This is a genomic window from Microbulbifer sp. S227A, assembly GCF_049800935.1.
Map to the genome: position 1 here is coordinate 180,739 of NZ_JBNAFZ010000009.1, position 16,197 is coordinate 196,935.

The window sequence follows — 16,197 nt, forward strand, 5'->3', positions numbered from 1 at the left end:
TGCGGCAAAGTGGGGGCTAAAGGCGCCAGCTGGCGGTTTCGCCAGGGTGCAAAAACTCTCCCCCAGTTCAGCAAATTTCAAGCGCGATCATTATGTTATCAGCGCAAGTTCCACTAAGACTAGAAGTTTGTCACAGGTGTTATGGCCAAACTGGAAATCCTTGAATTCCCCGATCCCCGCCTGCGCAAGGTTGCAGAGCCTGTTGCTGAGGTAACGGACGATCATCGCACGCTGATCGAAGACATGTTTGAAACCATGTATGAGGCGCCAGGCGTTGGTCTGGCGGCGACACAGATCAATGTACACGAGCGCATTGTGGTGATTGATGTGTCGGAAGATCAGAGTGAGCCGCTGGTGCTGATCAACCCTGAGGTTGAGGTGCTGGATGCGGAAATCCACAAGTACGACGAGGGCTGTCTGTCGGTCCCGGGCTTCTACGAGAAGGTAGAGCGCCCGCGCAAGATCCGCCTGAAGGCGCTGGATCGCAACGGTGAAGCGTATGCGCTGGAAGCCGAGGGGCTGCTGGCAGTATGTATCCAGCATGAGATCGACCACCTCGATGGCAAGCTGTTTGTCGATTACATCTCGCCGCTCAAGCGCAATCGCATTCGTTCCAAGCTGGAGAAGGCGCACCGCCAGCGCGCTTAAGCACTTAAGGTCGCCCGGTGGCGTCGGGTCACCGGGTGTGGGTTTTCAGGACCAGGCTAGGCGCCCCCCCTGTTAACCCATCCCTGGGCGTTTCGGCGCAAACATCCTGTTTGCGACGATCCTGAAAACCCACACCCGGCACCCCGACTTCGCATTTTATTTTTGGACTTATCTATAAGTCCGCCCTTTCTTACCCGAAATACTGCCATGAGCCTCAATATTATCTTTGCCGGCACCCCCGATTTTGCTGCCGTCCACCTGCAAACCCTGCTCGACAGCCAACACAACGTCATCGCTGTCTACAGCCAGCCGGATCGCCCCGCGGGGCGCGGCAAGAAGCTGCTGGCGAGCCCAGTGAAGCAGCTGGCGCTGGAACACGAGATCCCGGTATATCAGCCCCTGTCGTTGCGTGATGAACAGGCGCAACAGGAACTGGCGGCGCTGAATGCGGACCTGATGGTGGTGGTGGCTTACGGTTTGATTCTGCCGCAGGTGGTACTGGACACGCCGCGGCTTGGCTGTGTGAACGTGCACGCCTCCCTGTTGCCGCGTTGGCGCGGTGCGGCGCCGATTCAGCGGGCAGTGGAAGCCGGCGATGCGGAGAGTGGCGTGGCGATTATGCAAATGGAGGCGGGGCTGGATACCGGGCCGGTGCTGGTGGAGGCGCGCACGCCGCTTGCCGCGGGCGAGACCGGCGGCAGCCTGCACGACAAGCTGGCCGGGCTCGGTGGGCCGGCGCTACTGGAAGCGCTGGCCATGCTGGAGAGCGGCACCGCGAAACCGCAGGTGCAGGACGATGCACTGGCGAATTACGCGGGCAAGATTAGTAAGGAAGAAGCACGACTGGACTGGAGCCAGCCGGCAGCGGAATTGGAGCGCCTGGTGCGCGCGTTCAATCCCTTCCCGGTGTGCTGGACCGAGTACCGGGACAACAAAGGCAAGCCGCAGCGACTGCGCGTATACGCGGCGAAGCTGGAACAGGGCTGCCATAACGACACCCCGGGGACGATTCTCAGCGCCGATGACGAGGGTGTTCTCGTTGCCTGTGGCCGCGAGGCGTTGCGCCTGACGCAACTACAATTGCCGGGAAAGAAGGCACTGCCGGTGGCGGAGATATTAAAAGGTTACCGCGACCTGTTTGCCGCAGGCATCACTTTGGGAGCAGCCGATGAATGATCCAAGAGCCCTGGCGGCGCGGGTAATCGCGCGCCTGTATCAGGACCGCGGCTCCCTGCAGCGCCTGCTGCCGTGGGCGGAAAAACAGGTGGACGAGAAAGACCGCTCGCTACTGCGCGAACTCTGCTACGGCACCGCGCGCTTCGCGCCGCGTCTGGAGCTGATGCTCAACAAACTGCTGCGCAAGCCGGTAAAGGACGAAGAGCTGGAAGCGCTGATGCTGGTGGGTCTGTACCAGCTGGAATACACGCGCATTCCCGACCACGCGGCGATTGCCGCCACCGTGGAAGCGGCTCGTGCGATCAAGCTCGGCCACGCCACCGGTGTGGTAAATGGTGTGCTGCGCAATGCACTGCGTAATAAGGAAGCGCTCACTCGCAAACTCTCCGGCAACCCACAGTTCAGCTCCGCGCATCCGGAGTGGCTACAGCAAGCGGTAAAGGGCGCTTGGGGCACCGATGCGCGCACCATCTTCACCGCGAACAACGAAAACCCGCCGATGACCTTGCGGGTGAATCAATCGCAAATCAGCCGCGATGACTATCTGCAACAGCTGCAAGATGCCGGCATCGGCGCGGGACCCTGCGCCTTCTCCGCAGCGGGCCTGATACTGGAAAGCCCGGTAGCGGTCAGCCGCCTGCCCGGCTTCGAAGATGGGCTCGTCAGTGTGCAGGACCAATCCGCACAGCTCGCCGCGCCGGTGCTGGATCCACAACCCGGTGAGCGTGTGCTCGACGCCTGCGCCGCGCCGGGCGGTAAAACCTGCCACCTGCTGGAGCTACAGCCGGACCTCGACCTCAGCGCGCTGGATATTGAGGAAGATCGCCTCGACCGGGTGATCGAAAACCTCGAGCGCCTCGGTGTGGGCGCGCAAATCATCTGCGCGGACGCCGCCGAACCGGAGCACTGGTGGGACGGTGAACCCTTCGATCGCATCCTGCTCGATGCACCCTGCTCCGCCACCGGCGTGATCCGTCGCAACCCAGACATCAAGCTACTCCGGCGCCCGGAAGATATTGAGGAACTCGCCGCGCTACAGGGCAAAATCCTGCGTGCAATGTGGCGCCTTTTGAAACCTGGCGGCACACTCCTTTACGCCACATGTTCCATACTCCCGGAGGAAAACAGCGCTCAAGTGGCACGCTTCGTTGCGGAGACACCGGATGCGAGGGACAATACGCCGCAGTTGTTGCACGGGGAGCCCTGGGGATTGCCGCAGGAAGTCGGTATGCAGTTGCTGCCAGGCCTCCATGCAGGCGATGGGTTTTACTACGCAAAGCTGGAAAAAGCCGAAGACAAGTAAGCGCAGAGCGCAATGGCTCTGCGCTGTTTAGGCGGGCGAATCTAGCGTTCGCCCGTGTCGAAGCAGATAAGTAAAAATTGAAGTCGCGGTGCCGGGTGTGGGTTTTCAGGATCGTCGCAAACAGGAGGTTTGCGCCGAAACGCCCATGGATGGGTTCACAGGGGGGCGCCTAGCCTGGTCCTGAAAACCCACACCCGGTTCTGCGGCGCTACCGCGCTCGCTTAAGAACAAGTACCGCGGAACAGGCCAGAAAACACAGGCCCAATCGCATAATATGAAAATCATTATTCTCGGCGCCGGCCAGGTCGGTGGATCACTGGCGGAAAGTCTCGCCTCGGAACGCAACGACATTGTTCTGGTAGACAGCAACGAGAAGACCCTGCGCGAGCTCCGCGACAAGATCGATATCGGCGTCGTCGAAGGCCATGCCTCTCACCCGGATATCCTGCAGGAAGCCGGCATCGAAGACGCCGACATCCTCGTCGCCGTCACCAATAACGACGAAACCAACATGGCCGCGTGCCAGATCGCGCACTCGCTGTTCCGCGTGCCCACCAAAATCGCGCGTGTGCGCGCATCCGCCTATCTGCAATATCCCGAGCTGTTTTCGCCCGAGTCGATTCCCATCGACGTATTGATCAGTCCGGAACAGATCGTGTCCGAATACATCGCGCGGCTGATCGCCCACCCCGGTGCCCTACAAGTGCTCGATTTTGCCGATGGCCGCGTACAGCTCGTTGCGGTGCGCGCCGTACAGGGCGGGCCACTGGTTGGCCATCAGCTGCGCTACCTGCGCGAGCATATGCCCCAGGTCGACACCCGCGTTGCCGCCATCTATCGTCGCAACAGCCCCATCATCCCGCAGGGCTCAACGGTGATCGAAGCCGGCGATGAAGTCTTCTTTATCGCCGCGAAACAGGATATCCGCGCCGTCATGAGTGAACTGCGCCGCCTGGAGCAGGGCTACAAGCGCATCACTATCGCCGGCGGTGGCAATATCGGGCTGCGTCTGGCCACCAAGCTGGAAAACCGCTATTCGGTCAAAATCATCGAGCAGAGCCACGAGCGCTGTATCTTCCTGTCGGAAGAATTGAGCAACAGCATCGTGCTGCACGGCAGTGCGTCAGACCAGGACCTGCTGCTGGAAGAGAACATCGAAGACACCGATGTATTTTTGGCACTCACCAACGACGATGAAGCCAACATCATGTCATCGTTGCTGGCGAAGCGACTCGGCGCGCGCAAGGTCATGGCACTGATCAACAACCGCGCTTATGTAGACCTGGTACAAGGTGGTGAAATCGATATCGCCATTTCGCCGCAGCAAAATACCATCGGCAGCCTGCTCACCCATGTGCGTCGCGGCGACATGGTAAATGTGCACTCCCTGCGCCGCGGTGCAGCGGAAGCGATCGAAGTGATTGCCCACGGCGACAACCGCACCTCGAAGGTAGTGGGCAGAAAAATTGAGGATATCGACCTGCCGGAAGGCGCCAGCATCGGCGCTATCGTGCGCGAGCGCGACGGTGAAAGCCAGGTGCTGATTGCTCACGACAACATCGTGGTGGAAACCGACGACCACGTCATCGTGTTCCTTGTCGACCGCCGCCACACCCGCCACGTGGAACAGCTGTTCCAGGTCGGCTTTAGCTTCTTTTGACGTCGGGACACGATTAGATGCGTTTAGCAGTCATAGCGCGGGTCTTCGGCATACTTCTGACGGTGTTCAGCCTTACCCTGTTGCCGCCGATCGGCGTGTCGCTGTGGTACGACGACGATACCCATGTGGCGTTTTCCATCGCGTTTGGCATCACCCTGATCACCGGCTTGCTGATGTGGCTGCCGGTGCACGACTTGAAACAAGACCTGCGCACCCGCGACGGCTTCGTCGTCACCTCACTGTTCTGGCTGATTCTGGGTAGCTTCGGTGCCCTGCCGCTGATTATCAGCCCCGCGCCGGATCTCAGTGTGGTGGATTCTATTTTTGAATCGATTTCCGGGCTCACCACAACCGGCGCCACCACCATCGTTGGCCTGGATACCCTGCCGCCCGCCATTTTGTATTACCGCCAGCAACTGCAGTGGTTTGGCGGCATCGGGGTAATTGTGATCGCGCTGGCCATTCTGCCAATGCTCGGCATCGGGGGTATGCAGCTGTACAAGGCGGAAATGCCGGGCCCGGTCAAAGACACCAAGCTGACACCGCGTATCGCGGAAACCGCACGCGCGCTAATCGTTATCTATGTCGCGCTCACGGTGCTGTGCGGTATTGGTTACTGGTGGGCGGGGATGACCGCGTTCGACGCCGTGGGACACGCGTTCTCCACCGTGGCGAATGGCGGGTTTTCGACGCACGATGCGAGCATGGGCTTCTATGCCAACAACAACGCGATTATGGCGATCGCGATTATCTTTATGCTGACCGCGGCGATTAACTTTGGCCTGCACTTTTATGCGCTGGGTAACCGCACCCTCAAGCATTACTGGAAAGATTCTGAGTTTCGCTTCTACATACTGGTAACCTTTTTTTCCAGCATCATTATCATCGGCTACCTATTCACTTCGGGCACCTTCAATATGAAGGACAGCTTCCTGCACGGAATTTTCCAGGTGGTCTCAATCGGTACTACCGCGGGTTTTGCCTCAGAAAGTTTTGCACTGTGGCCGGCTTTCTTGCCCTATATTTTGTTATTGCTCGGAATCATGGGTGCCTGCGCGGGTTCCACATCGGGTGGCATTAAAGCCGTGCGGGTAATGCTGATTGTTAAATCCGGCCTGCGCGAGCTCAGTCGCCTGGTACACCCCAATGCCGTTGTGCCGATCAAGGTAAATAAAAAAATCGTACCTACCCGAGTCACCGATGCGGTATGGGGGTTTTTTGCAATTTATATTCTGTCGTTTTTTATTCTTACGATTGTGGTGATGGCGACCGGCGAGAACTTCGTTACCTCGTTTTCCACCGTGGCGTCCTGCTTGAGTAATATCGGCCCGGCACTGGGCGACGCTGCTTCGCACTACGGCGAAGTCAACGGCGTAGCCAAATGTTTTTTGATTCTCGCGATGCTAATGGGGCGTCTGGAAATCTTTACCCTGTTGGTGCTGCTCACCCCGGCTTTCTGGCGCCACTAATTCCTTTTATGCTAACCGGAGTTAAGGGAGACACTACTCAAAGGTGTCTTCTTTGCCGCGCATAACATCCCAATAGCGCGGCAAGAAACGCGCTAGCACCCACACCTCCAAAATACAGCCAATCAGCGTCAGCGCCTCCATGGTGTGATCAAAAACCTTCTCTTCTGTGGTGCTTTCCGGGATGAGTTCAATTGCCAGCTGCTCGGCGAAGCCTATTCCAAGTATTAAAAATGCAAGCGCCATAGCTGCACGTGACAACCATTCCGGGCGAAGCTGCGGACGCCTTTTAAGCCACAAAAGTAATACCGGGTAGGCCGTTAGCTGTATTGAAAATCGTGTAATAACCAACGTGGTGTAGATGCCACTTATGGATCCGTAGTGCCACAATAGTGGGATTAGCGCGAGGATATAAATACGATCGGCGACAGGGTCCAGTAAGGCGCCAAAATAGGAGTGCCAATTAAACCGATTTGCCAGCCAGCCGTCGAGCTGGTCGGTCCACGCGCCGAAACAATAGATCACCAGTGCCCAGAGGTGCTTGTCCGCCAATGACAGCCAGTAAATGATCGGAATCAGCGCTATACGCAACAGCGACAACCCGGTCGGTAAGAACCGCCAGGGTGACTTTTCTTCGGGTATTGGGGCTTCTTCCGATTCGGGTTCGGGTTCGATTTGGCTCATCGAGGTATGGGTTATTGAAATACCTACCTATGAGCTTAATCGAAATTTTTCGGGAAACGTGCGAGGGTACAAATTAAGTTAGTCATCGTTTACTTGATCGCTCGTAGGCCGGTTCACCGGCGCATTAAAGGCGTCAAATTTTTCCAGAAGTACGTCTTTCACATCTGCGGGCCAGGATTTCATCGCCGCGATAAATCCGCTGCGGCTATTGCGATACATAGCGCGTGCGGCTTCTTCAAAGCCCTCTGCGTCGGCAAACAGTGAAAGCAGTTTGTACAGTTGGTTTTGCTGCATGCTGAGCTGCTCTTCCGCCGTCGCGTTTTTGATAGCTGCGTCCACCAGACGTCGCAACGTTACCGATGCGCCACCGCGCTGCGTCGCTAGCCACTCCCAGTGTGCCGGCAGCAAAGTTACCTCCCTTGAGGTAACCCCCAATTTGGGGCGCCCGCGTCCGCTTGGCGCAGAAAGCCTCGCCACAACACTGTCCACATCGCCCTGCCAGTCGAGCTCAATCCGCTTACAGGTATCCAGCGCCATCACCACCGGCTCCATACCAACGGTCTGCGACTTGCTCTTGCGCACCACGCTCTCAAGGTCGCCGCGTGCGACAAGGGAACCGTTATGAATGGCGAGATATTCAGTGGTCATTTCAATTCCAGAAAAAACGCATGTGTGATGCCATTATTACCCGGGTATTAATAGCGATCAATTTACCCGGGTAATATGGGCAGTTATTTCTGCCAGAATACTTTAGCCTCAGGTAGTGACCAGATGGTCCTATAACCGCATGGGCAGAGGACTTGTAGACAAGACTTAAGTGCCGTCTCAGGGCAACCAGGCAGCGAAATTAAAGAAGTTGAGGCGAGGATTGTGCGCAATGGAGCGCGGCGAGCCCGAGAACTGGGCACGAATAGGTATTGCTGCCCCGGGGTTATTCCTGGAACAGCACCCTTGGTAGCGATAACAGAAGTATCAGCTTTTCTTATACAGGCCGGTGCGGCCTTCCGGAGCGCGGCGGAAACGCTTGTACTCCCACTGATATTGTTCCGGCGCTTCGGCAATGCAGGCTTCCACGCCGCGGTTCAGTGCAGCGAGGGATACCTTGGATTCTTCGCTGTAAATGGCGTCTTCGGCCGGCAACAACACCAGCTCAAAGCCCTGTTCAAGTCGCTTGGCAAACCCGAACACCACCTTGCAACCGGTGCGCTGGATCAGGTTATAGGCGAGCGTCATGGTCAGGGTGGGGTGGCCGAAAAACGGCGCGAACTCACCGCCAGACAAATCTGGCTCCTGATCCGGTAGTACTCCAACGATGCCGCCGGCTTTTAACGCCTTGAGCAATGCGCGCACACCGCGGACATTGGTCGGCACCAGGTTTGCGCCGGTTTTTTCACGGCCGGCGCGGATCAGGGGATCCAATGCCTCAATCTTGGGTGGCGCATACAGGCTGGTAGTGGGGCCAACAGTGGCCAGATACTGGCCGAAGATTTCCCAGTTGCCGATATGGGGTGCGAGTACCAATACGCCGCGCCCTTCGCTGACACCCTCGGTGAGCAACTGTTGGTTGCGGATGCGTTCGATACTGTCTTCCGCCAGACTCCACGACTGACGCCACAGGCTGGCGACTTCAAATCCCGTCATGGCGGTATTCACCACACTCTGACGGGCGAGTAGTTCCCGCGCCTTTTCCTGCATTTCCGGATAGCAGTGTGCCAGGTTGATGCGACTCACCCGCAGACTGTTTGCCCGGGTCGCGACAGCGCAGTGGCCCGTGAAACCGCCGAGGCGCCGCGACCACTTGAGTGGCAGTTGTCCGATCAACTTCAAGGCACCTGCGGCCAATTGCCCTTTGATATCCAACCGTTACATCCTTCTTGCCGGGGCCTCAGCCCACTCTTGTTCATGTTTTTTTCGGTGATCGTCTTATATAGGCCAGATTGTGGCCATCAAATCCCCCGCGCGCTGTTTAGCGTGCAACCGGCTACCGCTATAATTGCGCCCCTTGTCTATTCCACCCAGCTGAAACCGGAGATTGTGGTGTCCGAGCAACAAACCAGCGGTTCTGCCCCTGCGCAGGATCTGAGCACCTTTCAGGGACTGATTTTTACCCTGCAGGAATACTGGGCGCGCCAAGGGTGCGTCATTCTACAGCCTCTGGATATGGAAGTGGGCGCTGGCACCTTCCACCCCGCAACCTTCCTGCGCGCCATCGGCCCGGAAACCTGGAATGCGGCCTATGTGCAGCCTTGCCGTCGTCCTACCGATGGCCGTTACGGAGAGAACCCCAACCGCCTGCAGCACTACTATCAGTATCAGGTGGTAATGAAGCCCTCGCCGTCGAATATCCAGGAGCTGTATCTGGACAGCCTGCGCGCACTGGGTATCGATCCGGCGGTACACGACATCCGTTTTGTTGAAGACAACTGGGAATCCCCGACCCTGGGTGCCTGGGGTCTTGGCTGGGAAGTGTGGCTAAACGGTATGGAAGTGACCCAGTTCACCTACTTCCAGCAAGTGGGCGGCATCGAATGCTATCCGGTTACCGGTGAGATCACTTACGGTATCGAGCGTATCGCCATGTACCTGCAGGGCGTGGAATCCATCTACGACCTGGTATGGACCCGCGACGCGGAAGGCAATGCGGTGACCTACGGTGATGTTTTCCACCAAAACGAAGTGGAAATGTCCCACTACAACTTTGAGCACGCGGATGTGGAATTCCTCTTCGCCACCTTCGATCACTGCGAGCGCGAAAGCCAGCGCCTGATCGAACTGGGCCTGCCGCTGCCCGCCTATGAACAGGTAATGAAAGCTTCCCACGCATTCAACCTGCTGGACGCACGCCACGCGATTTCCGTCACCGAACGCCAGCGCTTTATTCTGCGTGTGCGCACCCTGGCGCGGGCTGTCGCCCAGGCCTATTTTGACGCGCGCCATGCGCTCGGTTTCCCACTGGCAACCGAACAGGCCCGCAACGACGTACTTGCCCAACTCGACGCGCAGAAGGAGAAGAAGTAATGGCTCAGGATTTTCTGGTTGAGCTGGGTACCGAAGAGCTGCCCCCAAAAGCGCTGCACAAATTGATGCAGGCCTTTGCCGACGGTATCGAACAAGGGCTCAAAGACGCCGAGCTCGCGTACGGCGAGGTAAACGCGTTTGCCAGCCCGCGCCGCCTGGCGGTGTCGGTGAGCGACCTGGCCGAGCAACAACAAGATAAACAAATTGAAAAGCACGGCCCCGCCGTGGCCTCGGCGTTTGATAAAGACGGCAACCCGACCAAGGCCGCGCAGGGTTTCGCGCGCGGTGCCGGCGTCAGTGTTGACGAACTTGCGCGCGTGCAAACCGACAAGGGCGAACGCCTGGCATTTATCAGCGAACAGAAAGGCGCAGCGACCCAGGACCTGCTGGGTGACATCGTCAGCAAATCCCTGGCGCAACTGCCTATTCCAAAGCGCATGCGCTGGGGTGCACGCAAGGAAGAATTCGTACGCCCGGTACACTGGCTGATCATGCTGTTCGGCAACCAGGTTGTGGATGCCGAGGTGCTCGGACTAAAGGCCGGTAACACCACCCGCGGTCACCGCTTCCACTGTAACCGCGAACTCACCGTGGCCTCTGCCAACGATTACGTGCAGCAATTGCGCGATCCTGGCTTTGTGATTGTGGACTTCGCCACGCGCAAGGAAATGATCCGCGAGCAGGTGCAGGCGGAAGCCAACAATGTAAACGGTGTGGCGGTAATCGATGACGATCTGCTGGACGAGGTGACGGCACTCGTCGAGTGGCCGGTGGCGCTGACCGGACGCTTCGAGAAGCGTTTCCTCGAGGTTCCGGCAGAAGCTCTCATTTCTTCGATGAAGGAACACCAGAAGTATTTCCATGTGGTGGATGAAGACGGCAAATTGATGCCGTTCTTTATTACTGTTTCCAATATCGAAAGCACCGACGCCAAGCAGGTGATCGAGGGTAACGAACGTGTTATCCGTCCACGCCTGGCCGACGCGGCCTTCTTTTTTGAGACCGATAAAAAGACCAGCCTCGAAGCGCGCCGTGAAAAGCTCAAGTCCATCGTGTTCCAACAAAAGCTGGGAACCGTTTACGACAAGACCGAGCGCCTGGCGAAACTGGCTGCGGCCATCGCCGAGAAGCTGAACGGCGACGCGGCGCTCGCGGAGCGCGCGGCAAAACTGTGTAAGTCGGACCTCGTTACCGAAATGGTATTTGAGTTCGCGGATATGCAGGGCATCGCCGGCTATTACTATGCGGAAAACGATGGCGAACAACTCGACGTGGCCAAGGCCATGTATGAGCAATACATGCCAAAGTTTGCCGGCGATGAATTGCCGCAAACCGAGACCGGCACCATCGTAGCCCTGGCCGATCGCATCGATACCCTAGTCGGTATCTTCGGCATAGGCCAGCCACCCAGCGGCTCACGCGACCCATTCGCGCTGCGCCGCGCCAGCCTCGGTGTACTGCGCCTACTGGTAGAAAAAAATATCGATCTGGATCTGCGCGAACTACTTACCCTGGCCCGCGATGGTTATCCGCGCACCGCGCTGGCCGAGTACGACAATGTGGTTGAGCAAACCCTCGCCTACATGATCGAGCGCTTCCGCGCCCGCTATGAAGACGCCGGCATCAAGGCCGAAGTATTCCTGGCGGTATCCGCGCGCAAACTGTCACGTCCACTGGATATCGACAACAGGGTGAAGGCGGTGCACAGCTTCAGCCAGCTGCCAGAAGCGGAAGCACTGGCGGCAGCCAACAAGCGTGTATCCAATATTCTCGCCAAACTCGACGGCCCCGCGCCGAACGAGGTCGATCAGGCGCTGCTGGAAGAAGATGCAGAAAAAGCACTGTATCTGGCGGTGCGCGACGCGGCGGATGCGGTAAGCCCGCTGTATGCCGAGGCGCGTTTTGAAGAGGGTCTTGCGGGCCTGTCCGGCTTGCGCGACACGGTCGATGCCTTCTTCGACGGCGTGATGGTTATGGCCGAGGATGAAAAGCTGCGCAACAACCGCCTGGCCCTGCTGGCGCAGTTGCGCGGGCTCTTCCTGGAAGCCGCAGATATTTCACTGCTGGCACCGGCGAAGTAAAGCGCACGCTATGAGCATTATTGTTCTCGATCGCGACGGCGTCATCAATCAGCCCAATGGTAACCATGTTACCTGTGCGGCGGAGTGGGCGCCGATACCTGGTAGTATCGAAGCAATGGCGCGTCTCAGCCAGGCCGGTCATCAGCTGGTCATAGCCACCAACCAAAGTGGCCTCGCCAGCGGCCTGTTTGATCTGGACGATCTCGAAGCCATTCACGCGATGTTGCGCGAACAGGTAGAAGATGCCGGCGGCGAAGTCGCCGGCATCTTCTACTGCCCGCACAGTGACGAGGACAACTGCCGCTGCCGCAAACCGAAGACCGGTTTACTCGATGCTATCGAAGCGGAATTTGATGTGAGTTTGCACGACTGTTTTTTTGTCGGCGACCGCGCCAAAGATCTCTACTGTGCCGTGGCCAAAGGCTGTAAACCGGTGCTGGTTCAGACCGGCTGCGGTCAACAAACCCTGGCTGACCTGATGCAGAACCCGGACGCGCGTCTCGCTGAAACGCGCGTGATGGAAAACCTCGCTGAATTTGCCGACTTCGTTCTATCCTAATCGATCACTGTCGGCGCATCTGCCGACGGCACTCATCACCGGAGTTTTCCCGTGGATCAATTAATTCTCAACCCTCGCGCCGAGCGCCGCCTGAAAATGGGGCATCTGTGGATTTACAGCAACGAGGTGGACACCAAGCGCAGTCCACTAAAGGGAATCGAGCCCGGCACTCAGTGTGAAGTTCTGGATAGTAATGGCAAGAGTCAGGGTTTTGCGCTGGTTAATCCAAATCAACTGATCTGTGCGCGTCTGGTGTCGCGCAAGGGTGCATTCACGCGCAAGACTTTGCAGCGGCGATTGGAGCAGGCTCTGGCTTTGCGCGAGCGGTACTTCGATCATCCCAGTTACCGTATGGTGTATGGAGACTCCGATGGGTTGCCCGGCCTTGTAGTGGATCGCTTTGGTGATTATCTGGTGGTGCAAATCAGTAGCTGGGGCATGGAGCGGTTTTGCGAAGACATTGTGAATGCACTGCAGGCACTGTGTAAGCCACAAGGCATTTTGCTGCGCAACGATCACCAGGGTCGCAAGGTGGAAGAATTGCCGGAGCTGTGCGAGGTCGCTTACGGTGAAGTGCCGCAGATGGTGCCATTTGAGGAAAATGGGGTACCGCTGTTGGCGCCGGTGTACCAGGGACAGAAGACGGGTTGGTTTTACGATCATCGCGACAACCGCGCCCATTTAAACCGCTGGGTGAAAGGCCGTCGCGTGCTGGATCTGTTTTCCTATGCCGGGGGTTGGGGTGTGCAAGCGCTTGCTCACGGCGCTACAGAGGTAACCTGCGTGGATGCTTCCGGGCAGGCTCTGGACTGGTGTGAGGAAAATGCCGCGCTCAACAAGCGCAAAGAGGATCTGATTACCATTCAGGGCAAGGCGATCGATGCGATGAAATCGTTGATCGCCAGTGGCGAACGTTACGATGCGGTGGTGCTGGATCCCCCAGCGTTTATTAAACGCCGCAAGGATCAGAAGTCTGGCGAGGCGGCCTATCGACATATCAACGAGTTGGCGCTGCGCCTGCTTGAGAAGAACGGTTTGTTGGTGAGCGCCTCCTGCTCCATGCACCTGGCGTCGGATACTTTACTGGAAATCCTGCGTGGCGCTGGTCGCCACCTGGACAAAAATATCAGCATCATCGGCAGTGGTGGCCAGGGTGCGGATCACCCGGTACATCCGGCGATTGCAGAGACACGCTATCTCAAGGCGCACTTCGTCCACCTGAGCGGCACGCTGCAATAATTATTGTTGAGACATAAGAAAACCCGGCAATTGCCGGGTTTTTTATGTGTCATTCAACTTCAGGAATTAGAAGCTGTAAGTCACACCAACAGAAGCGGTACGCGGACGATTGGCACGTGCGCCGTCTGGAGCGCGGTTGATGATTGCCTGTTCGTCCAGCAGGTTGTCGATCTTCAGGTAACCGGCCAGATCTTCGCTGAAGTCGTAGTGCGCAGCCGCATCAACCACCCACAGGGACTCGGTGCGCGCAAACTGGTCGACGTCGCCGCGATTACAGGCGTTATCGACACACATGTCATCCTGATAGGCGGCAGTCAGGTTTACACGCCAGTCGGCACCGCTATCGATACCGGTGGTGACCGCAAAAACGTTCTCCGGCAGGTAGGCAAAGTTGTCGCCCGCAAGGATGTCTTCCGCCACATTGTCGCGAGTGATTTCAGCATCGGTCCAGGTGTAGCTGGCGCTCAGCGGAATCAGCCAACCGTTCGCCAGCGACCATTCGGTTGCGACAAGAGCCTCAACACCTTTAATTTCCGATTCACCCAGTGCGTAGGTGCCACTGTCGTTGCCGTTGGCACAAGGAACGGCCACGGAACAGTTTTGTACGGTGCTTTCGTAATCGCTGTAGAAGGCGATGACTTCGGTGCGCAGGCTACCGTTGTCGAAGCGCGCGCCCCACTCGTAGTTAGTGGACAGGTCTCCGGCCTCGCCGTTAGAGGCGCCGGAACCGGGAGGCGCGAAGCCGCGGTGGGCTCCAGCCAGCAAGGTAACGGATTCGGTCAGCTGATAGGTCAGACCCAGGCCCGGCAACCATTCGCTCAGGGAATTTTCGCGGTAGCTGCCTTTTTCGCTGCGGTCGACATCGTTGTAACGCTGCTGTGAGGTTTCGATATCTTCGTAGCGCAGTGTGGCGGTCAATGCGAGGGCATCATTTACCTGAATCTGGTCATACACGAACAGGGACGTGGCATCTGCTTTACCGATGCGGTTGTTGCTCGAGCTAGGGTCGGTGATGTCGACAAATACGAGTTCGCCATTAACCTGGTTGTAGTTATCGACCGGCTGGAAACGGTCGATATCGTCGTAGTGATCGCGTACGCCAAATTCCAGATCATGTGCGATGGTGCCGGTCTGGAACTGCCAGTTAGCACTTACTTGCAGACCGCGGGATACGTAGGTGCGGTCGTTGTGTTTGATACCAACACCCTCGTAGTCCAAGGTCCCGTCAAGCACGGCCTGTGCATCGGCATCGCCAGCATTGGCTGCATCGATCAGGCCGCCGAGGCTCACCTTGAACCAGTCGCGCTTGAATTTGTTGTAGTAGGCCTGGGTGTTCAGGCTGAAGCTTTCACTGAGAGCAATGGAGTGGTTCAGCTGTACGGTGCTGTGGCGGTTTTCGATCTCGTCTAGGGCACTGATGCCGTAGCGGCGATTCGGATCGGCGGCGAAGTCGGCGTCGGTGAGACCGAGGTAGCTCATGCCAGACTCTTCTTCCGAGTACTGCAACTTCACGTCCAGCTGCTGAGCGTACTTGGCTCCTTCGGCGGAGTTCAGGCGGCCTTTCAGCAGGTAGTCTTCCTTGTTGATATCGGCGCTGTCAGCGCGATCGATGTCACGGAAACCGTCTGCGCGTTGCTGGTGGGTTTCGATCAACCAGCCAGTGGTGTCGGTGCTGTCGCCGTAATAGGTGTGCAGTCGGTTCTCACCAAACTGACCTGCTTCCAGTTGTACCTTGCCGGTAGATTCACTGGGGATTTGTGTACTGATCATATTCACCGCACCGCCAACAGTGAACGGTCCGTACTTCAGTGTGGATGGGCCCTTGAGTACTTCGATGCTGCTCAGGCGACCCGCGGTCGGGAAATAGTAGGCCTCGGGCGCGGAATATGGAGCCGGTGCAACCAACACACCGTCTTCCATCAATGAGATCTTGCCGGAACGGCCACCATCGGCGCCGCGAATACCAATGTTTGGACGCAGGCCATAGCCGTCTTCTTCACGCAGGTAGACGCCCGGTACCGCACGCATCATGCGGTTGATATCAACAAACTCGAACTTTTCCAGATCTTCAGCGCTTACCAGATGCGCTGAACCTGGGAGTTTTTCGATCTGAGTGGTGTCGCCGAGAACGGAAATCGTTTCCAGAGTTTCAGTTTTTTCTTCAGCGAAAGCGCCGGTGCTCAGGCTTGCGAGCAGGGCAACAGAGATCGGGGCGAGGGTAAAGCGGGCCAAGTGACGCTCCTTGTGTACATCTCTCATTACGATAGTTAATGAGAATTATTATATTTTACAAAGCGATCTTTGTCACCGTGTAGAACTCTGTTTTTGTTGAACTTTCGTGCCAATTTTCGGTCGCCGATCGA

The 16,197-nt window shown here is 57.5% G+C and carries 13 protein-coding genes; 9 read left to right on the top strand and 4 right to left on the bottom strand.

What is annotated here, in order from left to right; all coding sequences use genetic code 11:
• The first annotated feature begins 141 nt into the window (after positions 1 to 141).
• From def to ACP15R_RS20115, 5 genes are all read left to right on the top strand, one after another.
• Positions 142 to 648, top strand: a complete 507-nt coding sequence (gene def, locus ACP15R_RS20095) for a peptide deformylase (protein WP_222230840.1) — start codon at positions 142 to 144, stop codon at positions 646 to 648.
• A 207-nt stretch (positions 649 to 855) separates the two neighbouring features.
• Complete coding sequence (gene fmt / locus ACP15R_RS20100; protein ID WP_224868270.1) at positions 856 to 1,824, top strand: methionyl-tRNA formyltransferase; 969 nt, start codon at positions 856 to 858, stop codon at positions 1,822 to 1,824.
• Positions 1,817 to 3,127 carry a 16S rRNA (cytosine(967)-C(5))-methyltransferase RsmB gene (gene rsmB / locus ACP15R_RS20105; protein WP_224868268.1) on the top strand — a complete coding sequence of 437 codons (1,311 nt, stop codon included), beginning with the start codon at positions 1,817 to 1,819 and terminating at the stop codon, positions 3,125 to 3,127. Before fmt ends, rsmB begins: the two co-directional genes overlap by 8 nt.
• A gap of 274 nt (positions 3,128 to 3,401) precedes the next feature.
• A complete protein-coding gene (gene trkA, locus ACP15R_RS20110; protein WP_224868266.1) occupies positions 3,402 to 4,787 on the top strand; it encodes a Trk system potassium transporter TrkA in 1,386 nt (461 codons plus the stop codon).
• Between the two features lie 17 nt (positions 4,788 to 4,804).
• Complete coding sequence (locus tag ACP15R_RS20115) at positions 4,805 to 6,256, top strand: TrkH family potassium uptake protein (protein ID WP_224868263.1); 1,452 nt, start codon at positions 4,805 to 4,807, stop codon at positions 6,254 to 6,256.
• A gap of 33 nt (positions 6,257 to 6,289) precedes the next feature.
• On the opposite strand, the gene ACP15R_RS20120 is transcribed toward ACP15R_RS20115, so the two are convergent.
• From ACP15R_RS20120 to ACP15R_RS20130, 3 genes are all read right to left on the bottom strand, one after another.
• Positions 6,290 to 6,937, bottom strand: coding sequence for a CDP-alcohol phosphatidyltransferase family protein (locus ACP15R_RS20120; protein WP_224868261.1), 648 nt, complete (start codon positions 6,935 to 6,937; stop codon positions 6,290 to 6,292).
• Positions 6,938 to 7,015: 78 nt separating this feature from the next.
• Positions 7,016 to 7,585 (bottom strand): DUF2239 family protein, encoded by a 570-nt coding sequence (locus ACP15R_RS20125; protein WP_224868259.1) that lies wholly within the window; start codon positions 7,583 to 7,585, stop codon positions 7,016 to 7,018.
• Positions 7,586 to 7,909: 324 nt separating this feature from the next.
• On the bottom strand, positions 7,910 to 8,797 hold the full coding sequence (locus tag ACP15R_RS20130) for a lysophospholipid acyltransferase family protein (protein WP_224868257.1): 888 nt from the start codon (positions 8,795 to 8,797) through the stop codon (positions 7,910 to 7,912).
• A gap of 177 nt (positions 8,798 to 8,974) precedes the next feature.
• Between ACP15R_RS20130 and glyQ the strand changes: the two genes are divergently transcribed.
• From glyQ to ACP15R_RS20150, 4 genes are all read left to right on the top strand, one after another.
• Complete coding sequence (gene glyQ, locus ACP15R_RS20135; protein WP_222230855.1) at positions 8,975 to 9,955, top strand: glycine--tRNA ligase subunit alpha; 981 nt, start codon at positions 8,975 to 8,977, stop codon at positions 9,953 to 9,955.
• Positions 9,955 to 12,036, top strand: a complete 2,082-nt coding sequence (gene glyS / locus ACP15R_RS20140; RefSeq protein ID WP_224868255.1) for a glycine--tRNA ligase subunit beta — start codon at positions 9,955 to 9,957, stop codon at positions 12,034 to 12,036. The genes glyQ and glyS overlap by 1 nt, the downstream gene beginning before the upstream one ends.
• Positions 12,037 to 12,046: 10 nt before the next feature.
• Positions 12,047 to 12,595 carry a D-glycero-beta-D-manno-heptose 1,7-bisphosphate 7-phosphatase gene (gene gmhB, locus ACP15R_RS20145; RefSeq protein WP_263600896.1) on the top strand — a complete coding sequence of 183 codons (549 nt, stop codon included), beginning with the start codon at positions 12,047 to 12,049 and terminating at the stop codon, positions 12,593 to 12,595.
• A 96-nt stretch (positions 12,596 to 12,691) separates the two neighbouring features.
• A complete protein-coding gene (locus ACP15R_RS20150) occupies positions 12,692 to 13,834 on the top strand; it encodes a class I SAM-dependent rRNA methyltransferase (protein WP_263600997.1) in 1,143 nt (380 codons plus the stop codon).
• Positions 13,835 to 13,900: 66 nt separating this feature from the next.
• On the opposite strand, the gene ACP15R_RS20155 is transcribed toward ACP15R_RS20150, so the two are convergent.
• Positions 13,901 to 16,066, bottom strand: a complete 2,166-nt coding sequence (locus tag ACP15R_RS20155; RefSeq protein ID WP_224868249.1) for a TonB-dependent receptor family protein — start codon at positions 16,064 to 16,066, stop codon at positions 13,901 to 13,903.
• Positions 16,067 to 16,197 lie beyond the last annotated feature (131 nt).

Excerpts from the sequence above, each read along its gene's own strand:
- glyS (WP_224868255.1), top strand. The coding sequence starts at position 9,955 with ATGGCTCAGGATTTTCTGGTTGAGCTGGGTACCGAAGAGCTGCCCCCA.
- def (WP_222230840.1), top strand. The coding sequence starts at position 142 with ATGGCCAAACTGGAAATCCTTGAATTCCCCGATCCCCGCCTGCGCAAG.
- rsmB (WP_224868268.1), top strand. The coding sequence starts at position 1,817 with ATGAATGATCCAAGAGCCCTGGCGGCGCGGGTAATCGCGCGCCTGTAT.
- fmt (WP_224868270.1), top strand. The coding sequence starts at position 856 with ATGAGCCTCAATATTATCTTTGCCGGCACCCCCGATTTTGCTGCCGTC.
- ACP15R_RS20120 (WP_224868261.1), bottom strand. The coding sequence starts at position 6,937 with ATGAGCCAAATCGAACCCGAACCCGAATCGGAAGAAGCCCCAATACCC.
- ACP15R_RS20125 (WP_224868259.1), bottom strand. The coding sequence starts at position 7,585 with ATGACCACTGAATATCTCGCCATTCATAACGGTTCCCTTGTCGCACGC.
- trkA (WP_224868266.1), top strand. The coding sequence starts at position 3,402 with ATGAAAATCATTATTCTCGGCGCCGGCCAGGTCGGTGGATCACTGGCG.
- ACP15R_RS20150 (WP_263600997.1), top strand. The coding sequence starts at position 12,692 with ATGGGGCATCTGTGGATTTACAGCAACGAGGTGGACACCAAGCGCAGT.
- ACP15R_RS20115 (WP_224868263.1), top strand. The coding sequence starts at position 4,805 with ATGCGTTTAGCAGTCATAGCGCGGGTCTTCGGCATACTTCTGACGGTG.
- gmhB (WP_263600896.1), top strand. The coding sequence starts at position 12,047 with ATGAGCATTATTGTTCTCGATCGCGACGGCGTCATCAATCAGCCCAAT.